This window comes from Streptomyces sp. NPDC048171 (assembly GCF_043202655.1).
In the GTDB taxonomy this organism is placed as follows: Bacteria; Actinomycetota; Actinomycetes; order Streptomycetales; family Streptomycetaceae; genus Streptomyces.
Genome location: NZ_JBIDAU010000001.1, coordinates 158,832 through 177,182, shown reverse-complemented (window position 1 = coordinate 177,182; position 18,351 = coordinate 158,832). Strand labels below are relative to the sequence as shown.

Annotated in this window: 18 protein-coding genes; 9 read left to right on the top strand and 9 right to left on the bottom strand. The window is 69.1% G+C overall.

What is annotated here, in order from left to right:
• Nucleotides 1-19 precede the first annotated feature (19 nt).
• The 3 genes from ACGF3J_RS00785 to ACGF3J_RS00775 form a co-directional block, all read right to left on the bottom strand.
• The gene (locus ACGF3J_RS00785) at nucleotides 20-739 is read right to left on the bottom strand and encodes a YidC/Oxa1 family membrane protein insertase (protein WP_161325781.1); all 720 of its coding nucleotides are present in this window, start codon (nucleotides 737-739) and stop codon (nucleotides 20-22) included.
• 142 nt (nucleotides 740-881) lie between these two features.
• Nucleotides 882-1,202 carry a DUF6412 domain-containing protein gene (locus tag ACGF3J_RS00780; RefSeq protein ID WP_161325780.1) on the bottom strand — a complete coding sequence of 107 codons (321 nt, stop codon included), beginning with the start codon at nucleotides 1,200-1,202 and terminating at the stop codon, nucleotides 882-884.
• A gap of 103 nt (nucleotides 1,203-1,305) precedes the next feature.
• On the bottom strand, nucleotides 1,306-1,854 hold the full coding sequence (locus ACGF3J_RS00775) for a helix-turn-helix domain-containing protein (RefSeq protein ID WP_161325779.1): 549 nt from the start codon (nucleotides 1,852-1,854) through the stop codon (nucleotides 1,306-1,308).
• 120 nt (nucleotides 1,855-1,974) lie between these two features.
• Between ACGF3J_RS00775 and ACGF3J_RS00770 the strand changes: the two genes are divergently transcribed.
• Both ACGF3J_RS00770 and ACGF3J_RS00765 read left to right on the top strand, forming a co-directional pair.
• Nucleotides 1,975-3,372, top strand: coding sequence for an MFS transporter (locus ACGF3J_RS00770; protein WP_161325778.1), 1,398 nt, complete (start codon nucleotides 1,975-1,977; stop codon nucleotides 3,370-3,372).
• Between the two features lie 101 nt (nucleotides 3,373-3,473).
• Nucleotides 3,474-4,490: an SEC-C metal-binding domain-containing protein gene (locus tag ACGF3J_RS00765; protein ID WP_393853315.1), complete on the top strand. Its 1,017-nt coding sequence runs from the start codon at nucleotides 3,474-3,476 to the stop codon at nucleotides 4,488-4,490.
• Nucleotides 4,491-4,517: 27 nt separating this feature from the next.
• Here ACGF3J_RS00765 and ACGF3J_RS00760 read toward each other — a convergent pair whose 3' ends face one another.
• A complete protein-coding gene (locus ACGF3J_RS00760; protein WP_393853314.1) occupies nucleotides 4,518-5,297 on the bottom strand; it encodes an SDR family NAD(P)-dependent oxidoreductase in 780 nt (259 codons plus the stop codon).
• Nucleotides 5,298-5,457: 160 nt separating this feature from the next.
• Between ACGF3J_RS00760 and ACGF3J_RS00755 the strand changes: the two genes are divergently transcribed.
• The 3 genes from ACGF3J_RS00755 to ACGF3J_RS00745 all read left to right on the top strand — a co-directional run bounded on the left by ACGF3J_RS00755 (nucleotide 5,458) and on the right by ACGF3J_RS00745 (nucleotide 8,380).
• Nucleotides 5,458-6,279 (top strand): helix-turn-helix domain-containing protein, encoded by an 822-nt coding sequence (locus tag ACGF3J_RS00755; RefSeq protein ID WP_393853313.1) that lies wholly within the window; start codon nucleotides 5,458-5,460, stop codon nucleotides 6,277-6,279.
• Nucleotides 6,280-6,412: 133 nt separating this feature from the next.
• Nucleotides 6,413-6,886 (top strand): SRPBCC domain-containing protein, encoded by a 474-nt coding sequence (locus tag ACGF3J_RS00750; protein ID WP_393853312.1) that lies wholly within the window; start codon nucleotides 6,413-6,415, stop codon nucleotides 6,884-6,886.
• A gap of 144 nt (nucleotides 6,887-7,030) precedes the next feature.
• Nucleotides 7,031-8,380, top strand: coding sequence for a DNA cytosine methyltransferase (locus ACGF3J_RS00745; protein ID WP_393853311.1), 1,350 nt, complete (start codon nucleotides 7,031-7,033; stop codon nucleotides 8,378-8,380).
• On the opposite strand, the gene ACGF3J_RS00740 is transcribed toward ACGF3J_RS00745, so the two are convergent.
• Genes ACGF3J_RS00740 through ACGF3J_RS00725 form a run of 4 tightly spaced genes read right to left on the bottom strand, consistent with a single transcriptional unit; the run spans nucleotide 8,306 to nucleotide 12,775 of the window.
• Nucleotides 8,306-8,773, bottom strand: a complete 468-nt coding sequence (locus ACGF3J_RS00740; RefSeq protein WP_393853310.1) for a very short patch repair endonuclease — start codon at nucleotides 8,771-8,773, stop codon at nucleotides 8,306-8,308. The two genes, ACGF3J_RS00745 and ACGF3J_RS00740, sit on opposite strands and share 75 nt — an antisense overlap.
• Before the next feature lie 43 nt (nucleotides 8,774-8,816).
• Nucleotides 8,817-10,634: a DEAD/DEAH box helicase gene (locus ACGF3J_RS00735; RefSeq protein WP_393853309.1), complete on the bottom strand. Its 1,818-nt coding sequence runs from the start codon at nucleotides 10,632-10,634 to the stop codon at nucleotides 8,817-8,819.
• A complete protein-coding gene (locus ACGF3J_RS00730; protein ID WP_393853308.1) occupies nucleotides 10,631-12,052 on the bottom strand; it encodes a hypothetical protein in 1,422 nt (473 codons plus the stop codon). Before ACGF3J_RS00730 ends, ACGF3J_RS00735 begins: the two co-directional genes overlap by 4 nt.
• A gap of 18 nt (nucleotides 12,053-12,070) precedes the next feature.
• Entirely contained in the window at nucleotides 12,071-12,775 is a 705-nt protein-coding gene (locus ACGF3J_RS00725; RefSeq protein WP_393853307.1) for a hypothetical protein, read from the bottom strand.
• Between the two features lie 299 nt (nucleotides 12,776-13,074).
• On the opposite strand from ACGF3J_RS00725, the gene ACGF3J_RS00720 reads away from it, so the two are divergent.
• Entirely contained in the window at nucleotides 13,075-14,061 is a 987-nt protein-coding gene (locus ACGF3J_RS00720) for a hypothetical protein (RefSeq protein WP_393853306.1), read from the top strand.
• 106 nt (nucleotides 14,062-14,167) lie between these two features.
• Here the strand turns inward: ACGF3J_RS00720 and ACGF3J_RS00715 are convergent, their stop codons facing one another.
• Nucleotides 14,168-14,800: an ATP-binding protein gene (locus tag ACGF3J_RS00715; RefSeq protein WP_393853305.1), complete on the bottom strand. Its 633-nt coding sequence runs from the start codon at nucleotides 14,798-14,800 to the stop codon at nucleotides 14,168-14,170.
• Between the two features lie 219 nt (nucleotides 14,801-15,019).
• Here ACGF3J_RS00715 and ACGF3J_RS00710 point away from each other — a divergent pair, with 219 nt between their 5' ends.
• The 3 genes from ACGF3J_RS00710 to ACGF3J_RS00700 all read left to right on the top strand — a co-directional run bounded on the left by ACGF3J_RS00710 (nucleotide 15,020) and on the right by ACGF3J_RS00700 (nucleotide 17,910).
• Nucleotides 15,020-15,865: a helix-turn-helix domain-containing protein gene (locus tag ACGF3J_RS00710; protein WP_393853304.1), complete on the top strand. Its 846-nt coding sequence runs from the start codon at nucleotides 15,020-15,022 to the stop codon at nucleotides 15,863-15,865.
• The gene (locus ACGF3J_RS00705; RefSeq protein WP_393853303.1) at nucleotides 15,866-16,057 is read left to right on the top strand and encodes a DUF397 domain-containing protein; all 192 of its coding nucleotides are present in this window, start codon (nucleotides 15,866-15,868) and stop codon (nucleotides 16,055-16,057) included. It abuts the gene before it with no gap.
• A gap of 266 nt (nucleotides 16,058-16,323) precedes the next feature.
• The gene (locus tag ACGF3J_RS00700) at nucleotides 16,324-17,910 is read left to right on the top strand and encodes a hypothetical protein (protein ID WP_393853302.1); all 1,587 of its coding nucleotides are present in this window, start codon (nucleotides 16,324-16,326) and stop codon (nucleotides 17,908-17,910) included.
• Nucleotides 17,911-18,351: the final 441 nt, after the last annotated feature.

Sequence of the window (18,351 nt, the reverse complement as noted above, 5' to 3'; positions counted from 1 at the left end):
CCTCGCCGGCACCGGTGCCTCACCGGTACAGGGCGGCCCGCTCCACGACGCTCCACGTGGTGCTGGTGACGACGTACAGCGCGGCGGCCAGCGGCACCACCGCCACGGTGACGAGCGTGAAGAAGGACATGAACGGCATGACGCCGGTGATCGCCCCGAGCCCCGGAACCCGCTGCCCGTCCGCCTCCGCCTCCGGCAGCAAGGGGCGGTCGGCCATCGTCCGCTTGGTCAGCCGGTAACTGAAGAAGGCCACCCCGGCGACGACGGCGAACAGCACGGCGTACACGAGACCGGCGCCCCCGAAGGGCCCGCCGTCGCCGAGCGCGTCGGCCCATCGCCCGCCGAGCGGGGCGGCGAGGAGCTGGTGGGAGAGGAGCGCGTTGGCCTCGCCGCCGATCGAGGAGCTGGAGAAGAGGTGGTAGAGGAGGAAGAACGCGGGGATCTGGCACAGGCTGGGCAGGCAGCCCGACAGCGGGGACACCTTCGCCTCGGTGTGCAGGTCGAGGACGGCCCGCTGCAGTCGCTCGGGGTTCTTCGCGTGCGTGCGGCGCAGTTCGGCGATCTTCGGCTGGAGTTCGGCGCGCGCCTTCTGCCCGCGGGCGGCGGCCCGGGACAGCGGGTGGACGAGGAGCCGCACGAGGGCGGTGAACAGGACGATGGCGGCGGCTGCGGCAGACCCGCCGAACAGCGGCTGGAGCAGGTCGGCGAGGTGCTCGACCAGGCTGGCGAAAACGGACATGAGTGGGTGAGCCCTCCGAGGGTCTCGTCGTGCCGGGACTGGGACTGCGGCATGACGACACGCCCCGCGCGGGGGTGACTTCCATGGCTTCGGTCGCCTCGGTGGCTTCCGTGACTTCCGTGGCTTCGGTGAAGCGGGTGCCCTACGCGGTGGTCGCCGGGAGGGCGTGTCCGGGCGCTCGGGGCCGGCGGCGGCCGGCGGCGTCGGGATCGCGTTGGGGCAGGAACGCGGTACGCAGGTCCCGGTCCCTGATGGCCGTACGCACCCGGGTCCGCGGCACGGCGGGCACGCAGCGCGCGGCGATGACGGCGCAGACGGCGAGCGCGGAGCCGACGGCGGCGGTCGCGGCGAGCGCGACGGTCGCGGAGAGGCTGCCCACGTCGACGAGCGCGACGGGGAGGAGGACGAGCAGCAGGACGAGCAGGGGGCGCGGGACGGCCCGTTCGGCCCGTTCCTGGGTCATCGGCGGCTCCTCCTCTCCCCTGCGTTCTCGCACGCGTACGGTCTCGTACGCGCGTTTGCCCCAGTTATACAGGACTTGGCTCGTACGGGAGGCGACTCGGGCGCTAGGCGGGACCGGCCGCCGACCGCTGCGGCTCGGTCTCGATCGGCTGGAGCAGCCGACGCGGTCCGAGCAGCGCCCGGCTGACGGGGTCGGCCGGGTCGGGGTCGAGTCCGGGGCCGGGCTTCATGTGGATGTCGCGGACGGCCACGACCGTCCCGCAGGCCGGGCAGGTGCCGTACGGACTGAGTTCCGTGCCGCAGTCGGCGTGCCAGAAGGTGCGCATCGGCTCCCCGCCGAGGTGCTCGCGCCCCCAGACCCCCAGTGCCCGCAGGGCCGGCCACAGGGCGATGCCGCGGTCGGTGACGACGTACTCGTCCCGGGGCGGCGACTCCTGGTACCGGCGCTTCTCCAGGATGCCCTGGGCGGTGAGCGCCTGGAGGCGGTTGGCCAGGACGGCGCGCGGGATGCCGAGGTGGACGAGGAAGTCGTTGTAGCGCCGGACGCCGTAGAGCGCGTCGCGGATCACCAGCAGCGTCCACCGCTCGCCGACGACCTCCAGCGCGCGGGCGATCGAACACTCCTGTGCCGCGTAGTCCTTGCCCAGTGCCATGCCGTCCACTGTAGCCACTTTCCCGTTGTTGGTTCATTGACCGAACCGATAATGCTAGGTTGAACCAACGGGTCAGTTCATTGACCGAACTCCAGCGGGCCGAATCGAGAGGGCGCAGCCATGAGCGACACCGGCACGGAACCGACCACGGCCGTCGCCCCCGGAGGGCCGGTGACCGACCGGGCCTCGCCCCCACACCCCGGCCGTACCCTGGCCGTGACCAGCGCGGCGACCGCCGTGGCCCTGATGACGTACACCGCGCCCATGGTCACGCTCCCGCAGACGGCCGCCGACCTGCACACCCCGGTCTCCGCCCAGGCCTGGCTGCTGAACGGCACCCCGCTGGGCCTGGCCGCGCTGCTCCTGGTGGCCGGCAGCCTGGCCGACGACTACGGGCGCCGCCGGATCTTCGTCTCCGGCACGCTGGCCCTCGGCGTCACCACGGTGCTGGGCGCGTTCGCCTCCACGACCTGGCTCTTCACGCTGGCCCGCATAGCGCAGGGCGCGTCGAGCGCGGCGCTGCTGGCCAGCAGCCTCGGCCTGCTCGTGCACGCCTTCCCGACGCCCGCGGGGCGGCTGCGCGCGACCGGCGTGTGGGGCGCCTTCGTGAGCGGCGGCATCGCGACCGGCCCGCTCGTCGCCGGGGCCATCCCGGACTGGCGGGTGGCGTACGGGGTGCTGGGCGCCGTCGCCCTGGTGGTCGCGGGACTGGGGACGCGAGCCCTGTCGGAGTCGCGGTCGCCGCGGGGTGGCCGGCCGGACCTCGCCGGGGCGGTGACGTTCGGGGCGGCACTGGTCGCGCTGGTGGCCGCGCTGACGCTGGGCCGGGAGGGCTGGCTGCGGGCACCGGTCGGGCTGCTGCTGGCGGCCGCCGTACTGCTGGGCACCCTGTTCGCCGTACTGGAGCGCCGGGCGGCCACCCCGATGATCGACCTGTCGCTGCTGCGCCGTCCGCGCTTCCTGGCCTCGTCCGCGGGCGGGCTCTTCACGGGCCTCGCGATGATCGGCCTGTTCAGCTTCCTGCCGGCGCTGCTGCAACAGGCGCTCGGCCTGTCCGCGCTGGACACGGCCTGGCTCTTCCTCGTCTGGTCCGGCCCGTCCTTCGTGGTCTCCCTCCAGGCCCGCCGCATCGCCCACCGCGTCTCCCCGCGCCTGCAACTGGCCGCCGGCTTCGCCCTGCACGCGGGCGGCGCCCTGTCGATGCTGGGCGCGGTCGACGCGGGCTCCTGGCACCGGCTGCTGCCCGGCCTGGTGGTGGCGGGCGTGGGCAGCGGCCTGGTGAACGCCGCGCTGCCGCTGCTCGCGGTGGAGTCGGTGCCGGTGGGGCGGGCCGCGATGGGCTCGGGCGCGCAGCAGACGTTCCGCTACATCGGCTCGTGCGCCGGGGTGGCCCTCACGATCGCGATCGTGACGTCGGCGGGCGGCCTGGGCCGGGGCGCGGACACCGCGCTGTGGGTGTCGGCCGGGCTGGCGGTGGCGGCCGGGGTGCTGGTCGGGGCCCTTCGGGAGCGGGACTGACCCGGCGGCGGCCGAACCGCCCGGTGGCCCGCCCGGCCACCGCCGGTGTCCGCCACCCGGGTGCCTCACCTTCGTCACCTCCCGGCAGTACGGTGTCCCCCATGCGCCCCGACACGCCCGCCGAGAACGTCGACCACGCCGCCGAAGCGGCCCGCCTGGAGCGGACCGCCGGCCTCTACCCCGAGGACGCGGAGGCCCTGCTGCTGCGCGCCGCGGCCCACTTGGAGCTGTCCGGCGACCGCCCCGCCGCGACCGCGCTCTACGACCGCCTGCTGTCCCCCGGCTCCCCCGCGCTGGAGAACCCGTCCCTGGTCCGCGCCCTGAAGGCGTCGAACCTCTGGGAGTACGACCACGAGGCGGAGGCCAGGGCGATCATCGACGGGGTCCGCGCGGCGGCACCGCGCGACCCGGCGGCCTGGGTGATCGTGGCCGAGGCCCTGGAGTCCCACGACGAGCTGGAGGCGGCGCACGAGACGCTCACCGAGGGCGCCCGCCTGCTCCTGACGGACGGCGCTGAGCCCCCGTACTCGACCCACCCGCTCCTCTACGGCCGCCACCGCGTCCGCAGGATGCTGGGCCTGCCCCACGACGAGTGGGACGCCTTGGCCGACACCCTCCACACCATGCCGGTCTCCCTGGACGAGCTGCACGACCCGAAGCGGGTCTGGTCCCTGGGCTCGGACGACCCCGCGGACCTGGAGGCGGAGATCTCCCGCCTCCGCGCCGAACTGGGCGCCTACCGCGAGGCACTGTCCCGCCCCTTCCCGGTGGCGATGCTGCACTGGCCGGCCGGTGAACTGACGGAACTCCTCGAGGCGTACCCGGCCCTGGCCGCCGAGTACCCGTCCTACGAGGAGCACCTGGCGACCATAGAGGCGGCCCTGCGCGAGCTGGCCTCGTCCGGCACCCCGAACCTGGGCGTGGTCCCGGGCACGGTCCCGTCCTACGAGGCCTTCGCGGCGTCGGAGAGCGCGTCCCCGGCCGACCCGTCCCTGCTCCCGCAGTACGCGACGACACTGGCGGCCCGGGGTCTGGCGGTGGCGTGGCCGCCGCAGCGGGGGTCGGCCTGCTGGTGCGGGTCGGGACGGGCGTACGGGGAGTGCCACGGCTCGGACTAGGGCCTGTCCGACGACTTTCGGTACGGGTCAGGCGTCGCGGTAGCGGGTGGCCAGGTCGGTGCTCTGGCCCCCGAACGCGGCGAGGTCGGCGGCGAAGACGTTCTCCAGGAGGCGGTGGTCCTCCACGCCGGGCGCGCTGACGGTCTCGCCGAGTTCCAGACCGCGCAGGGCGCCGGTGACGACGTCGGCGGCGCTCATGCGCGGGACGCCGCTGAGGTCCATGCCCTGCACGGAGTGGAACTCGGTGGCGACCACGCCCGGGCACACCACGTGGACGCGGACACCGGAGTCCTCGACCTCGGCGGCGAGCGTCTGTGACATCGCCACGAGGTAGGCGAGCGCACCCCCGTAGACGGCGCGGCGCGGCATCTGCTCCTTGCCGGCGGGGCCGGAGAAGGCGATCATCCCGGCGACGTTCACGACGGTGCCGCCGCCCCGGCGCTGCATACCGCCGACGGCGGCGCGCATGAGCTGGGTGGGGGCGAGGACCTTGACGTTCACCAGTTCCCGGGCCTTGTCGGCGGGCAGGTCGGCCAGCGCCATGTAGTGGGCGACGCCCGCGTTGTTGACGAGGACGTCGAGCGGCTCGTCGGCGCAGTACGCCGCCACCGCGTCGATACCGGCCTCGGTGGACAGGTCGGCGGCGACCGTGCGCACGGCGACCTCGGGATGCGCGGCGGCGAACGCGGCGAGGCGGTCCTCCCGGCGGCCGACGACGATCAGGTCGTAGCCGTCGGCGGCGAAGCGTTCGGCGAAGGCCCGGCCGATGCCGGAGGTCGCGCCGGTGACGAGGGCGAGCTTGCTCATGTGGGGTTCCTGTCGGTGGCGGGCGCGGCGGCCTGCGGGGTCGGGAGGTTCAGGACACCTCCCACCCTCGCCCCGGCCCGCCCGCCGAGCCAGTTCCCCGCGTATCCAGGGGAGTGACAGGGCCCCCTCTCCGGGTCCGGAGTCGGCCTAGCGTGGACGTATGAACGAGCAGCCGAATCTGCTGGGCGAGTTCCTGCGCGCCCGGCGCGAGCTGGTGACCCCCGAGGAGGCCGGCATCCCCGTCAGGGGCGTGCGCCGGGTACCGGGCCTGCGGCGCGAGGAGGTGGCCATGCTGGCGGGCATCAGCGCCGACTACTACCTGCGCCTGGAACGCGGCCGGGACCGCAGGCCGTCCCTCCAGGTCCTCGAATCGCTCGCCGGGGTGCTTCGGCTCGACGACGACACCCGCGCCCACCTCTTCGGCCTGGCCGCCGACCGGCCCCGCCGCACCCGGCGCCGGCACCGGGAGACGGTGCCGCCCAGCACCGCCCGGTTCGTCGAGCTGCTGCCCGTGCCCGCCTTCGTCGAGGGCCGCCACCTCGACGTCGTCACGGCCAACCCGCTCGCCGCCGCGCTCTCCCCGCGCCTGGTCACCGGCGGCAACCGGCTGCGGGACGTGTTCCTCGACCCGGCCGAGCAGAGCCTCTTCCCCGACTGGGAGGGAGCGGCGGCGGCCCTCGTCGCCGGCTTCCGGGAAGCGGTCGGCACGGACACCGACGACCCCCGCTGCATCGAGCTCGTCGGAGAGCTGTCCCTCGCCAGCCCGCTCTTCCGCAGACTCTGGGCCCGGCACGACGTACGCCCCCGCGGCAGCGCCACCGTGCTCTTCCGGCACCCCCAGGTCGGCGACCTCACCCTCAGCCGCGAGAAGCTCCACATCACCGACACGGACGGCATGATGCTGGTCGCCTTCCACCCGGTCCCGGGCACGCGGGACGCGGAACGGCTGGCGCTGCTCGGGGCGACGGCGGCGGGACGCTGATCTCTCCGTCTCCCCGGGTCGGCTTGGTCGGACCGATGAGTTCCCGCGGTGCCGGACGTCTACAGGTGCGACATCCCTGACGGACACCGCCGGAACCCAGGCGGTTACCGCGGCAAACGAGGAGACGGACGCCATGAGCACCGACCAGACCCCCGCCCCGGCCCGGACTGCGACCCCGGCCGACGGTCGCTCCTACACCCTGACCCGCACCCTGGACGCCCCCGCGTCCACGGTCTGGCAGGCCTGGACCACCCCCGACCAGTACGCCCAGTGGGCCCACGCGGCCCCCGGCTCCGTCGAGATGGACGTCCGCCCGGGCGGCCCCTGGAAGGCCACGATGCGCACGCCCGACGGCACGGAGTTCCCCCTCACGGGCTCCTACGTCGAGGTCACCGAGAACCAGGCCCTCACCATCGGCATGGACGTCCCGGGCCGCCCGGACCAGGCGACCATGACCGTCGAACTGACGGAACAGGGCCCGCGCAACACGCTGCTCGTCCTGCGCCAGACCTGCGACTCGGTGGAGGAGCGGGAGATGGCGGAGGAGGGGAGCGGGATGCTGCTGGACGGGTTGACGGCGTTCCTGGCGGACGGGACGAAGGGCTAGGTTGGGTCGCCGAGTGGCTTCGCGCTCTCGCGCCTCGCATCACAGGTGAGACGTCAATGGATCAGCAAAAGTGCGAGACTCTTGACGTCGAGAGGCTCGCACGTGACCATCGCCTCTCCCTGAACGACTCCTAGGAGGAGCGGCATGCCCCGCAGCGGCCAGACGCGACCGCGGTTCGCCTCGCCTTTGACCTCGATCGAGATCTGCGCGGGCGCTGGGGGGCAAGCCGTCGGACTGCACAACGCCGGCTTCGATCACCGCGCTCTCGTTGAGTGGGACGCGCACGCCGTGGCCACCTTGCAGGCCAACGTTGGTGGCTGGCCCGGCTGGGATCAGCGCAAGGCTGACGAAATCCGGCCTATGGATGTCAAGGATTTCCTGGATTCCGACGTAAGAAAAAATCTCGGCCTTGAGCCAGGAGAACTCGATTTGCTCGCCGGAGGCGTACCGTGCCCTCCGTTCTCCCTGGCCGGACACCGGCTGGGCCCAGACGATGAGCGCGACCTGTTCCCAGCAGCGCTGGACATCATCTCGGCTCTCCTGCCAAAAGCAGTGATGATTGAGAACGTCAGAGGGATCCTGGAACCGCCGGAAACCTTTATCGAGTACAGGAATTCTATTCTTGACACTCTGCGGGACCTTGGATACCTAGTTCCTGACATTGATCAGAATCAGTCAGCAACCAGCCAAGACGTAGTCATGCGCAAAGTCTGGCGACGCCTTGACGCAAAGGACTTCGGGGTTCCGCAACTCCGGCCCCGTGCGATCCTGGTGGCGATTCACCGATCTGCAGTAAGGCCAGGACACGTAGGATTCCAGTGGCCGACTGGAATAAAGGGCGATGAAGTCACCGCGTTTGAGAAGCTTGAGAAGAGCATGCTCGCGCGCTGCAAGCCTTTCTGGGACAAGAACGTAGATGGCGAGCGCGCCCGGGACGGCGAGCATTCCGGGAGGACCGTGTTCGAGGACTGGAAGAGGCGGATCACCCGGGCTTCGGCCGCGGGCAAGACCGTTGCCCCGACTCTCGTAGGTGGCTCCCGCAAGCACGGCGGGGCTGACCTGGGACCCACCCGCGCCAAGCGCGCATGGGCGGAACTCGGAGTCGACGGGATGGGTATCGCCAATGACCCAGAAGGCTGCGCTCCGGAACGCGACCTCTTCCGCCCTGCGGGTCCCATGCTCACGGTAGCTCAGGCGGCGGCCATCCAGGGATTCCCTGAGGAATGGAAGTTCCAGGGACGGAAGACGGCGCGTTACCGTCAGGTAGGGAACGCCTTCCCACCGCCAGTAGCCGAGGCTGTAGGACGCGCTATCGCCGCGGTCCTGCTCCCTGAATACGGTGACGCCCTCACCAGGGACTATGAAATGGAGCCAGCGGAATCGACTGCCGACGAGAGCATTCCACAGCAAATGGAAATCTCAGTCCCCGCCGACCGTCTCCCCCAGCCGTCGCGCAAAGACCGTCATGGCGATTTTGTCGGCACAGGCGCCTGACGGCTCGTGCTCCCAGAAGCGGAGAACGAGCCAGCCAGCTTCCCGCAGCCTTTCATCAGTGTCCCGGTCTCTCTTTACATTTCGGACGACTTTTTCTGACCAGTAACCGGAATTCGTCTTGGGCGGGACATAGTGTTCCGGGCAGCCATGCCAATAGCATCCGTCGATGAATACCGCGACCTTCGCCGAACGGAAGACCATGTCAGCAGTCCGGCGAAGGTCCGGGAGGGGGCGAGCGGCCACCCTGTATCGGAGCCCTGCGGCGTGTACGAGCCGCCGGATCAGGATTTCCGGCTTCGTGTCGCGGCTGCGGATCGCCTGCATGTTGCGGCGGCGGGCTGCGGAGGAAGCCCAGGATCCTTCCGGGGCCTCCCATTCGGCTTCGGGGGACACACCGCAGAGGGTAGTCCCGCACGGCTCGGGGACGCAGCCAGCCCTAGCGTCCTCCCATGTGACTCAACAGCGCCTCCATGTCACTCGACGCGAGCCCAGCCGCCACCGACGGCTCCTCCTCAAGATCGGCGAGCTGCTGCACGGTGGGGTCGTCCAGGATCCGTCCCATGAATTCCAGCTTGCGCTCCAGGCTCGCCGCCACAACCTCGTCGACGGAGTTCCGCACCGCCAGGACCGTGACCCGGGTCTCCGTACCGGGAGCCAGCCCGAGACGGTGGATCCGGTCAAGGCTCTGCAGGAACCTTCCGGCCATGAAGTCTCGGTCCACATAGACCGCGTCATGGCAGACGTGGTGCAGGCTGATTCCCTCCCCCAGAGTGGCCGGGTTGGAAATGAGCACCATGCACGCTGGGTCCTCCCTGAACCGGCGAATCTGCTCCTCGCGGTCAGGCGTACCTCCGTAGACCACTGCCGGACTGTACTTCTCCAGCATGCGCTCAAGCGTGGTGAGGCTCCTGACGAACGTCGTCCATACCAGCGTCTTACGGCCCTGGGCAGCGTTCTCCGCGATGATCGCCACAGCTTCCTTGTACTTCGGCGAAAGCTCGTAGTCGGGGAGATTCTGCATGAGCGAGTAGAGCGAACTTCCTTCGGGAATCTCCATCGGGGGCAGTTGATAAGCGAGCGGCTCGTACCGGCTGGCACCTTCCAGGAGCAGGGCGGGGCTCGTGGCGGCCATGAGAAGACGGAGGGCCGTCTTCCCAAGGGAACTCAGATCCTCTCGCGCAGCGCCGCTCCTTTCGCCGCCAACGATCGCTGTGTAGATCTCGTCATGCAGCGGCGGCATATCAACGAAGCGCAAGCCCAGTTGTACGGGAGGCAGGCCGAGTTCGTGCTTCGTCGTGCGGGTGAACAGGGGCCGGAGAACAGTGCTGGCATGCGCGAGATCCCCTCCGGCCACGGCCTGCACCACTGTGCGCTGGCCATGGCCAGGCCAGACGAATCCCAAGAGATTCTCCAGGTCCCGTGAGCCGTTGGGGGCCGGCGTACCAGTCAGGATCAGCCGACGCGTGGCCAACGGCCCCAGAGCCATACAGGCCGCCCCATACGTGCCCCGGGCCCCCAGCTTCATCCTGTGCGCCTCATCCAGAATGATCATCGAAGGGCCTGACTTGAGCCATCCAGCCAGCATGGGCAGTGACCGGTCGAGACGTTCGTAGTTCACGACGAGCACCTCAGCCCACTGATCCAGCGACCCGTCGAGGACGTTGATGCGCAGTGGATGGGTGAGGCACTCGGCGGTCTCGAATCGCCAGGATTCGTAGGCCGACTTCGGGCACACGACCAACAGTCGGCTCACTCGGCCGGCCGTCTTCTGAGCCGCGTATACCGCAAGCGCGACCCGGGTCTTGCCGGCGCCGGGCACGCTGAAGTTGGCGCCGTGCTGAAGGGACAGGAGCTTCGCGATATCCCTGCGCTGGAACTCGCTGAGTTCGCCCTTCCACGTATCGCCGAGAAGCACGGGCACGTCATCGGACGCGACCTCGCCAGCCGTCTGCTGCCCAGCAAGCCGCTGCTGCACGGTGTGGGCATCCTGAACCACTCCGGATACCAGGTCCCGAAGGTCATCCGCCCACTCCACACCACCGGGGTCTGACCAGGTACCGAGCAGGCCGAGGTCCGCGAGCAGCTCGTCCAGAGAGACCGAGGCGCTCAGCGGGCCAAGCTGACCGCCCGTACGAAAGCGGGCGGCCAGTTGTACGAGTTCCTGCTGGAACGATTCGGTAGTCCGCAACACCACCCGGGTCCGGGTCTCATCAAATCCGAGACGCAAGGACTTCACGCTGACGGGATTGGTCACCGGGAGCCCTCCGCAGTGACCGCTTCCAGCAGCCAGGCCACGCCGTCTCCCGGCTGAGGCACCCCGCGGCCCGCCTGCTGCGCGAGCTTGAGCAGGCTGCCACGCAGCTGGACCACAGCGTCATCGAACGCCTCCTCGTCCAAACTGCGGGAGGTCCGTGCCTGCACCAGGTCGTTTACGCACTGGTCGATGCTCGCGCAGGCTTCCGCCAGCCTGGCCGGGGCAAGCTGCTTGCGCTTGCGCAGCCGGGCGCTGCGGCCCGCCGCCTCAATCGCATCGTCGAACGCCTTCTTCGTACTGTCCCAGGTGTCCTGCGCGATGGTCTTCCGCTCGTCACCCAGGTCCGCAGTCCCGTTCCTCACCACTGCGGCGGTGCGGAGGAGCTCGTCGTTCATCGCCCGGGCCTCCGCCACGGCGGATGAGGCGGCGGGCACCTCCAGGCCCAGACCGGGGATGGACACCGACTGCGGCTGCGCGGCCGCCGCCCCGCCCATGGGCAACTGCTGCTCAAGCCCCGCCTTCAGGAAGTCCTCGTTGATGTGACGGACGTCCGTCTTGGAGAAGTCGAGGAGGATCGCGGCCAGACGCAACTCCTTCAGGACCTCGGCCTGGTCACGGTCTACCGTCTCCAGCTTCACGTACAGCCGGTGCAGTTCCTTGAGCCGCTCCTGCGCGCCCTCCCAGTCCACCAGCCGCAGTCCGTTGCCGCCGCCGGTGCGGCTGCGCTCGTTCAGCTCGCGGATCGTGCTGAGGATCCACCGCTCCTGGTGGTAGGTCCGCACCTGAATCCGGAAGTCCTTGGCGATCTGCTCCGGCGTACGGCCAAGCGCCGCCTGCTCCTCCATGGCGATGAGGCGGTTGATGTAGGAGTAGTCACGCCGGTGGTCCTTGCGAAGCTGCAAGGACAGCTCGACAGCGTTGATGTCAGCCCAGGTGAACGAGGCCGGCAGCACGCCGACGCGCATCGACTGCGCCCCGAGTTCGCGAAGCGCGGCGGCCCGGGTGTTGCCGTTGACCAACACCCCTTGCCGGGTCACCAGCCCGGGGTCGTTCTGCCCGAACTGGTCAAGGCTGTCCTTCAGCGCATCGAAGTCCTTGTCCCGCACACTCGTGTTCTCGGGGTCGGCCTTGAGCAGGAACCCGAGATAGTCCTGACTCTCCGCGCTCCAGGCATCCTTGTCCAACGCCGCGTCCCGCTCCGCGTCGTGGCTGCGCTGAGCCCGGATGCGGTGGGTGCCAGGGTTATAGAAGAGGCTGCTGAGCGGCAAGTCGATCACTTCGACATGGGCCTGCTGACCGTTCCAGTCGACGGTCACGGTCTCCCGGGTGCCGCCAGACGTCTTGACTTCCTCGACCTTCTTGCTGATCAGCTCGCTGAACTCCGCCGCCCGCGGTGGGGCCGGAAACTCGCGCATCATCGTTATCCCCGTCCTGTCTCAGTCGTCCGTACCGTCAAGAGCGTCGGCCACAGCCTTACGGGAGTCATCCGGCAGGGTCCGGTACATACCCCACAGCACCTCCAGCGAGCTGTACGTACGCTGGTCGTTCTTCACCCAGCCGCTCAGCACGCTCCGCTCAAGGGGAGCCAGCGACTCGATCCGGGAAAGCACCTCCCCCAGGTGCACGGCCCGGTCCACGGTGCCCCGGCCGCACCGCTGGCACTCGGTAACCAGCTGGTGGGTGACGCTGCCGTCCGCCAGCGTCACCTGCCGCCTGGCGATGTTGAGCACCGCCTGCGTGACACCGTCCTCGTACGCCTCGCCGGCCGCGATGCCGCACGTACGGCACAGATATCCGTCAGCCTGCATCACCTTCGCCCGCTGAGCGTTGGTGATGCTCGACTTGTGGCTCGGCCCCTTGGCCTGGCCCGGCACCCACACGTCCTTGCCACGCGTCACGAACCGACGCTCCTGCGGCAGCAGCTCCGGATCCTCGCGGGCCGTCGAGATCTCCCAGCCGTAGTCACGCAGGCCACGCATGCGCCGGTCGATCTGCGCGACGTCGGGGAAAGCCTCCCGCAGCTTGGCCACGGTGAAGATCTCGTCCTCCCCTACTACTTGGATCAGCCAGAGCGCGGCACGCGCCATGCTCCCGAGCTTGTGCTTTCCGACACTGGTCTCCTGCCAAGACGGCATCGTCATGACGGTCCCCTCCCCTAGAAAACGCACACGATTAGACGGCCTGCATCCAGCCCAAATGGCATGTACGCGCCATTCACGAACCGCGATTCCCTCTCCCTCACCAATGGCACCTGACTCCTAAATCGTGGCACATCGAAACCGCTTTGAACCCTCTCGACGGAACTTGCGCACTAACTGGCAAGAGAAGAATCAAAAACCGCCAGGCGGCGGCCAGTTGGCCTCCGGCACAATGGCGAACGACAGCACCAACCAGCGGCCAAAATCATCTGGTTCAGCCAAAAAACGGGGGGTTTGCCACCATGGCAGCGCGCAGCAGCAGTCGCCGTCCCTTCGCGTGGACGGAGAAGGAACTCGACGAAAGCGTGCCGCCAGACAGGCGGCGACTCGCTGCGGCACTGCAATCAATCTGCCGCCACCTGACCGTCACGGCTCCTCACGGGGCGGTGGTCATCCACCCGACACAGGCCCAGGCAGCCGAGTACTTGCACGTCAGCGAGACCGCACTGACGCGATACCTCCAGGGTCGGCGCATCCCACCAGCCGGGGTGGCCTCCCTGATCTTCGACATTGCTTGCCGGGACGCCGGAGGCAGCCAGACCATCCGCACCACAAAGGATGAGCTGCTGGAACTACGAGCCAGAGCCGAGCAGGAACGATGCGGCAACTGCTCGCGACACAGAGACGCGGCGCGTGTCGCTGGACAGAAACTCCGGGCCCTGCAGGAATCCCATGAACGGCTGGAACGGTCGGCGGCAGAAAGAGCCCGGGAACTCACGGAACTCCGCCAGCGCACCGCCGCACTGAAGCAGGAGACGCAACGGGCGAGGTCCTCTGACCCGACGCCGGTAAGCGAAGCCGGCCCGCGAACGGTTCAGGGGGCGGCTTGCACCGCAAGTCTGTTGCCGGTCCCCCCACGACGAGGGGACCGGCAACAGAGCAAAAGCGGAACCCTCGCTGCCCGCAACGTCGGCCACCGCGCTGAAGAGCTGCTCCACGGCGGCCGGCCGGACAGCACTCTCGCGCTTCTACGGCATACGGCCGAGGCATACACCCCGGCGGAAGTGGCCTTGCTAGTAGCTCTGCTGCGGACACAGGGGCAGGACGACCTGGCTGACAACCTGGTGCACATCTATGGCCGCGACCACAACGACCAGGACGTAGTGCGGGCAGCGCTGATACTGCACGAGCAACAGGCCGTCGAGGACGCGGAAGCACTTCTGCGGACGGCCGCCGCCCACCCAGGGTCGGCTCTCGCCCGAGCAGACGGGTACGGGCTGCCCAGATAGCAGGGCCCGGCTCGTCAGTGCCGTGCCGAAGCGGACCGAAACCAGGCTTGCCGCCGAGTGGGAACGCAGTACTGCTGGCTGAGCCCTGTGCACCCGCGCGCTGCCCTCAGGCGGCAACGCCCGGCTCAGCCTCGTAGTGCGACTGGGCTTGGTCCAGAATGTCGTCTGGATCGAAGCCACACGAAGCCGTCCAGTGCAGCAAGTCAGCGATCAGCTCCACAGCCGACTCCTTGAGGACGGCGTCTCGCAAACGACCCTGTCGAGTGGTGGTGCCCCCAGGTCGGTAGCCCTCCAGCGCCGCTACGGCCCGCTCCATCCGCTGACAGGCCTGCTCAGGCCCAAGTGCGATCTCGCACCACACCGATTTCCCGGCCGCCGTCAGCACCGTCCCCCGGTCCGCCGTCACCACGGCTAGCAAGTGCAGTCCACGCCCGCATTCATCGTCACAGCCGGCTGGGGACACTGAGGGCATCGAATGGCTCTTGTCGTGGACTTCTACACGCAACCGTTCGGTGCCCCACTCCAACACCAACGTGGCGGAGGTGCCTTCCCCTACGTGCTTGATGACATTTGTGGCCAGCTCTGTGACCACCAACTCCGTATCCGCCGCTGCATGAGGCACGCCCCACTGCCGCAACTGCGCTTTAGCGGCCTGCCGCAGCAGCCTCACCTCGTCAGGAACTGCCCTGAAAGGCACAACAGTTCGGGCCTGACGCTTCCTCACCTCGTTGCCGGACATGCTCATCTTCTCCCTCCCAGGCCACACACATGCCGCACCCGTCGTGTCCGGATGACTGCACTGCGTAGCGATCCGTAAGCGAGAATGACACAGAGAAGTCTCTCTATGTAACTTCTCACGAGACCCATCTGAGTGAATCTGATGGTGGGAGTTACCCTCGCTGCCTAGCCTGAGCAGGCCCGGAGCGACCGCCCGGCGCACGCGCAGGAGGAAGTCCGCATGACCGCGAGGACCACCACACGCCGCCGTCAACTCGGCGCGGCATTGCGAAAGTTGCGCGCCAGCAAGGGCCTGACCCTGGAAGAGGCTGGCCGACTGGTTGGGGTCTCCAAGGCCACGGTGAGCCGCTACGAGACGCAGGCGGGACCGGTGAGGTGGATCGTGGTCGATGCACTGTGCCGTGAATATGGAGCTGCCGAGGCCGAGCGCGAAGCCGTCGTACGGCTGGCCAGGGACGCCAAACAGCAGGGGTGGTGGAATTCGTTCGCCGACTCCATCCCCGAGAGCATGGACTTGCTGCTCACCCTTGAGGACGAGGCCGTGCGCGAGAACCACTTCGCATGCGTCTACGTACCCGGGCTCCTCCAGACTCGCGCCTACAGCACCGCCCTTCAGCGGGCCAATGAAATCCCCTTGCCGCCGGATGAGATCGAACGGCTGGTGGACATTCGCATGAAGCGGCAGGAGATCCTCACCCGCCCGAAGCCCCTGCATCTGTGGGCGATCATCGACGAGTCCGTTATCCGTCGTGTTGTGGGCTCACCGCAAGCGATGAAGGAGCAGCTCGACCGGCTGCTCGCGGCGAACGATGCACCTCACACGACGTTGCAGGTGCTTCCCTTCGCCAAGGGCGCCCATGCCGCTGCTCTCGGAAGCTTTGTCATGATCGGCGGCGCGGAGCCGGCACTCGACGTCGTGTACGTCGACTTCCATACCGGCTCCCTCTTCATGGAGAAGGAGGAGGAACTGGAGCGCTACCGACTTGCGTTCGAGTACCTCCGCGCACAAGCGTTGGACATGGAAGCTTCGTCTGCCTTGATCCAACGCGTCCGCAAGGAGCTGTGAATGTTTCTCCCTCTCCAGGGTGCCTCTGACCCGGCATGGTTCAAGTCGTCGTACAGCGGCGGCAATGCCACCGAGTGCGTCGAGTGCGCGTACGGCTCACCCCGAACGCTGATACGGGACTCGAAATGCGCGGATGGCCCTGTCATCGCCGTGGGCACTGAGGCTTGGCATCTCTTCATCGACGCGTTGTAAGCGAACCCGGGATGCCTGGGGACTCTGCGTCAGACCGGGACCTGCACAACAGGCCCTACACCGCGGCTGCCAAACGGATATACAACGCCCAGCACCCGTGAGGGCATGCCGTCACCCACCGCCAGTCAGGAAGCTCGAGCACCACCGATCCCCCTCACCACAACCCGCCCCCCACCATCCCCAAAGATTTCCCCCACCGCTCCCCTCCCGTTCGCCAAGCCTGGCTACCTTCGCCTCGCCCCGTCCGGTACAGGAGAGGTACACCCATGAGCAGCCCGGTCCACCGAACCGAGACACGGCAGTCCGTGGCCACCATCGTGTCGGCCCGGCAGCGTCGGGAAAGTGGACGAGACGGGGGTGCGTCCGGGCGGTCGGCGGAACAGGCGCTGCTCGGGATCCAGGGGAGCGCCGGTAACCGAGCCGCCACCGCAGCCGTGCAGCGGGCCCGGGGCGCCGACAAGGGCAAGGCGCCCGAGGGGGCCGGTGCCGGGGGTGACGGGGCGAAGACGCGGCGGAACTACCGGGATCGGATCGCCGGGCTGCTCGACCGGTTCAAGAAGAATCTCGAACCCATCGACACCTGGATCAAGGGCGTCCAGACGCCCACCAACGCCGGCTTCACCCAGCAGGCCGCCGTCTCGGCCAACGAGGGGCTCAAGCACTCCGCCGCCGCGTCGGGGACCTCCGCCGCGTCGGGGAACCTCCTCACCGAGGCCGCCGGCACCGTGGTCAGCGGTATGGACGCGTACAAGAGCATGAAGGACGCCAAGAAGGCCGGGGACGGGGCCGAGCACCACACCGCGAACAAGAGGGCCAAGACCAAGGGGACCGACGCGGTCGTCGGGGCCGCCGGTTCGGGGGCCTACAGCGCGGCCATCGCCAAGGAAGTGACGAAGATCCAGAAGGCGGCGGACGCCGCCGTCACCTCCGAGGCGAGCGGTATCGCCAGCGCCGCCGTCGCCGGGATGAAGAGCGTCCGGTCCGTGTTCCGGGTCGGCGGGGCGGCCCGCAAGTACAAGCGGGTGAAGGAGCTGGGCGATCCGCAGCTCGTCCACGCCGAGTCACTGGCCCGGCTGAACGAGTCGCGGGAGCACGCCAACTGGGCCGCGGCGGAGGCGTACGTCGCGCTGGACGCCTACTGGAAGCATGAGGGCGAGGGACGGCTGGAGCTGATCGGCGAGGCCGTCGACGCCGCCTGGGAGGCGATGGGGGAAGCCCGTGACGCCGCCGAGACGCTCCAGCGCGCCGAGAAGAACGTGGAGAAGCTGGGCACGGTCCAGGGGTACGCGAAGAAGAAGCAGCTCACCAAGATCGGCAAGGAGACGGTCGGTGGCGCGTTGGGTGAGTCCACCAAGGCCGCGGCCGGGGTCGTGACGGCGGTCGCGGCGGGAACGGCCGGGCTCGCGTCCAATCCGGTCGGCTGGGGCCTCGCCGGAGCCGGCGCCGGACTCGTCCTCGGCGTCACCCTGTACAAGGCGCTCCGCGCCGCCACCAAGCGGTACGAGGAAGTCCGCCACCCGGAGGTCTGGGCCAAGGAGGGCGAGACCCCTGCCGAGGCGGCCTCCCGCAAGGAATCGCTCCAGCACGCCCTGAAGTTCTGGAAGAAGGTGTCCAAGGGCGAGCGGGCGGCCATGGCGCGGGAGATCTACGCCCTCGCCGCGGGGCCCGACATTGCCGGGAGCGGCGGTACGACCGAGGAGATGCGGCAGTCCGGCATGTCCCTGCTCATCGCGCTCAAGTCGGGTCCCGCCGACCACAAGCTCGACCAGGAGGCGTGGGTGGCGAGCCTCAACGACCCGTCCAGGACGGATGGCTGGATCAAGGAGATCGCGGAGCAGCTGGCGTCGGGGTGACACCCACCTCCGTCAATTACCAGGGTGTTATGCCACAAGGCCAACCCCTTTTCGGCCAAGTGGGGTCAGCCGTCATCCGCGCATTTTTCGCCCCAATCCCCCGGCGGCCCCAGTTCATGGTCACGAGGCCGGCACGAGGCGTGAGCACAAGCGGTAGGGTCCCTTCCCGTACGTCGAACGACGGTCGTGGGTACGGGAGTTCGAGGCAGGTCAGGGCCCTCGCGGTCCGGGGTGCCCCGAGTCCGCGTCGTCGTCACCCCCAGCTCGTACAGGCCTCGTGTGTTGCTTGGAGACCCATGTCGTGCGTCGCCCTCACCGTCCCACGGATCGCCGACTCCTCGGCGCGCGGTGGTCCCGGCAGACAGCACCGGTTCTCTTCGGCCTGTTGACGACCCCGGCCGTGCCACGGGCGTGCCGGTGCGTCGTCCCGCGCCTCGCGCT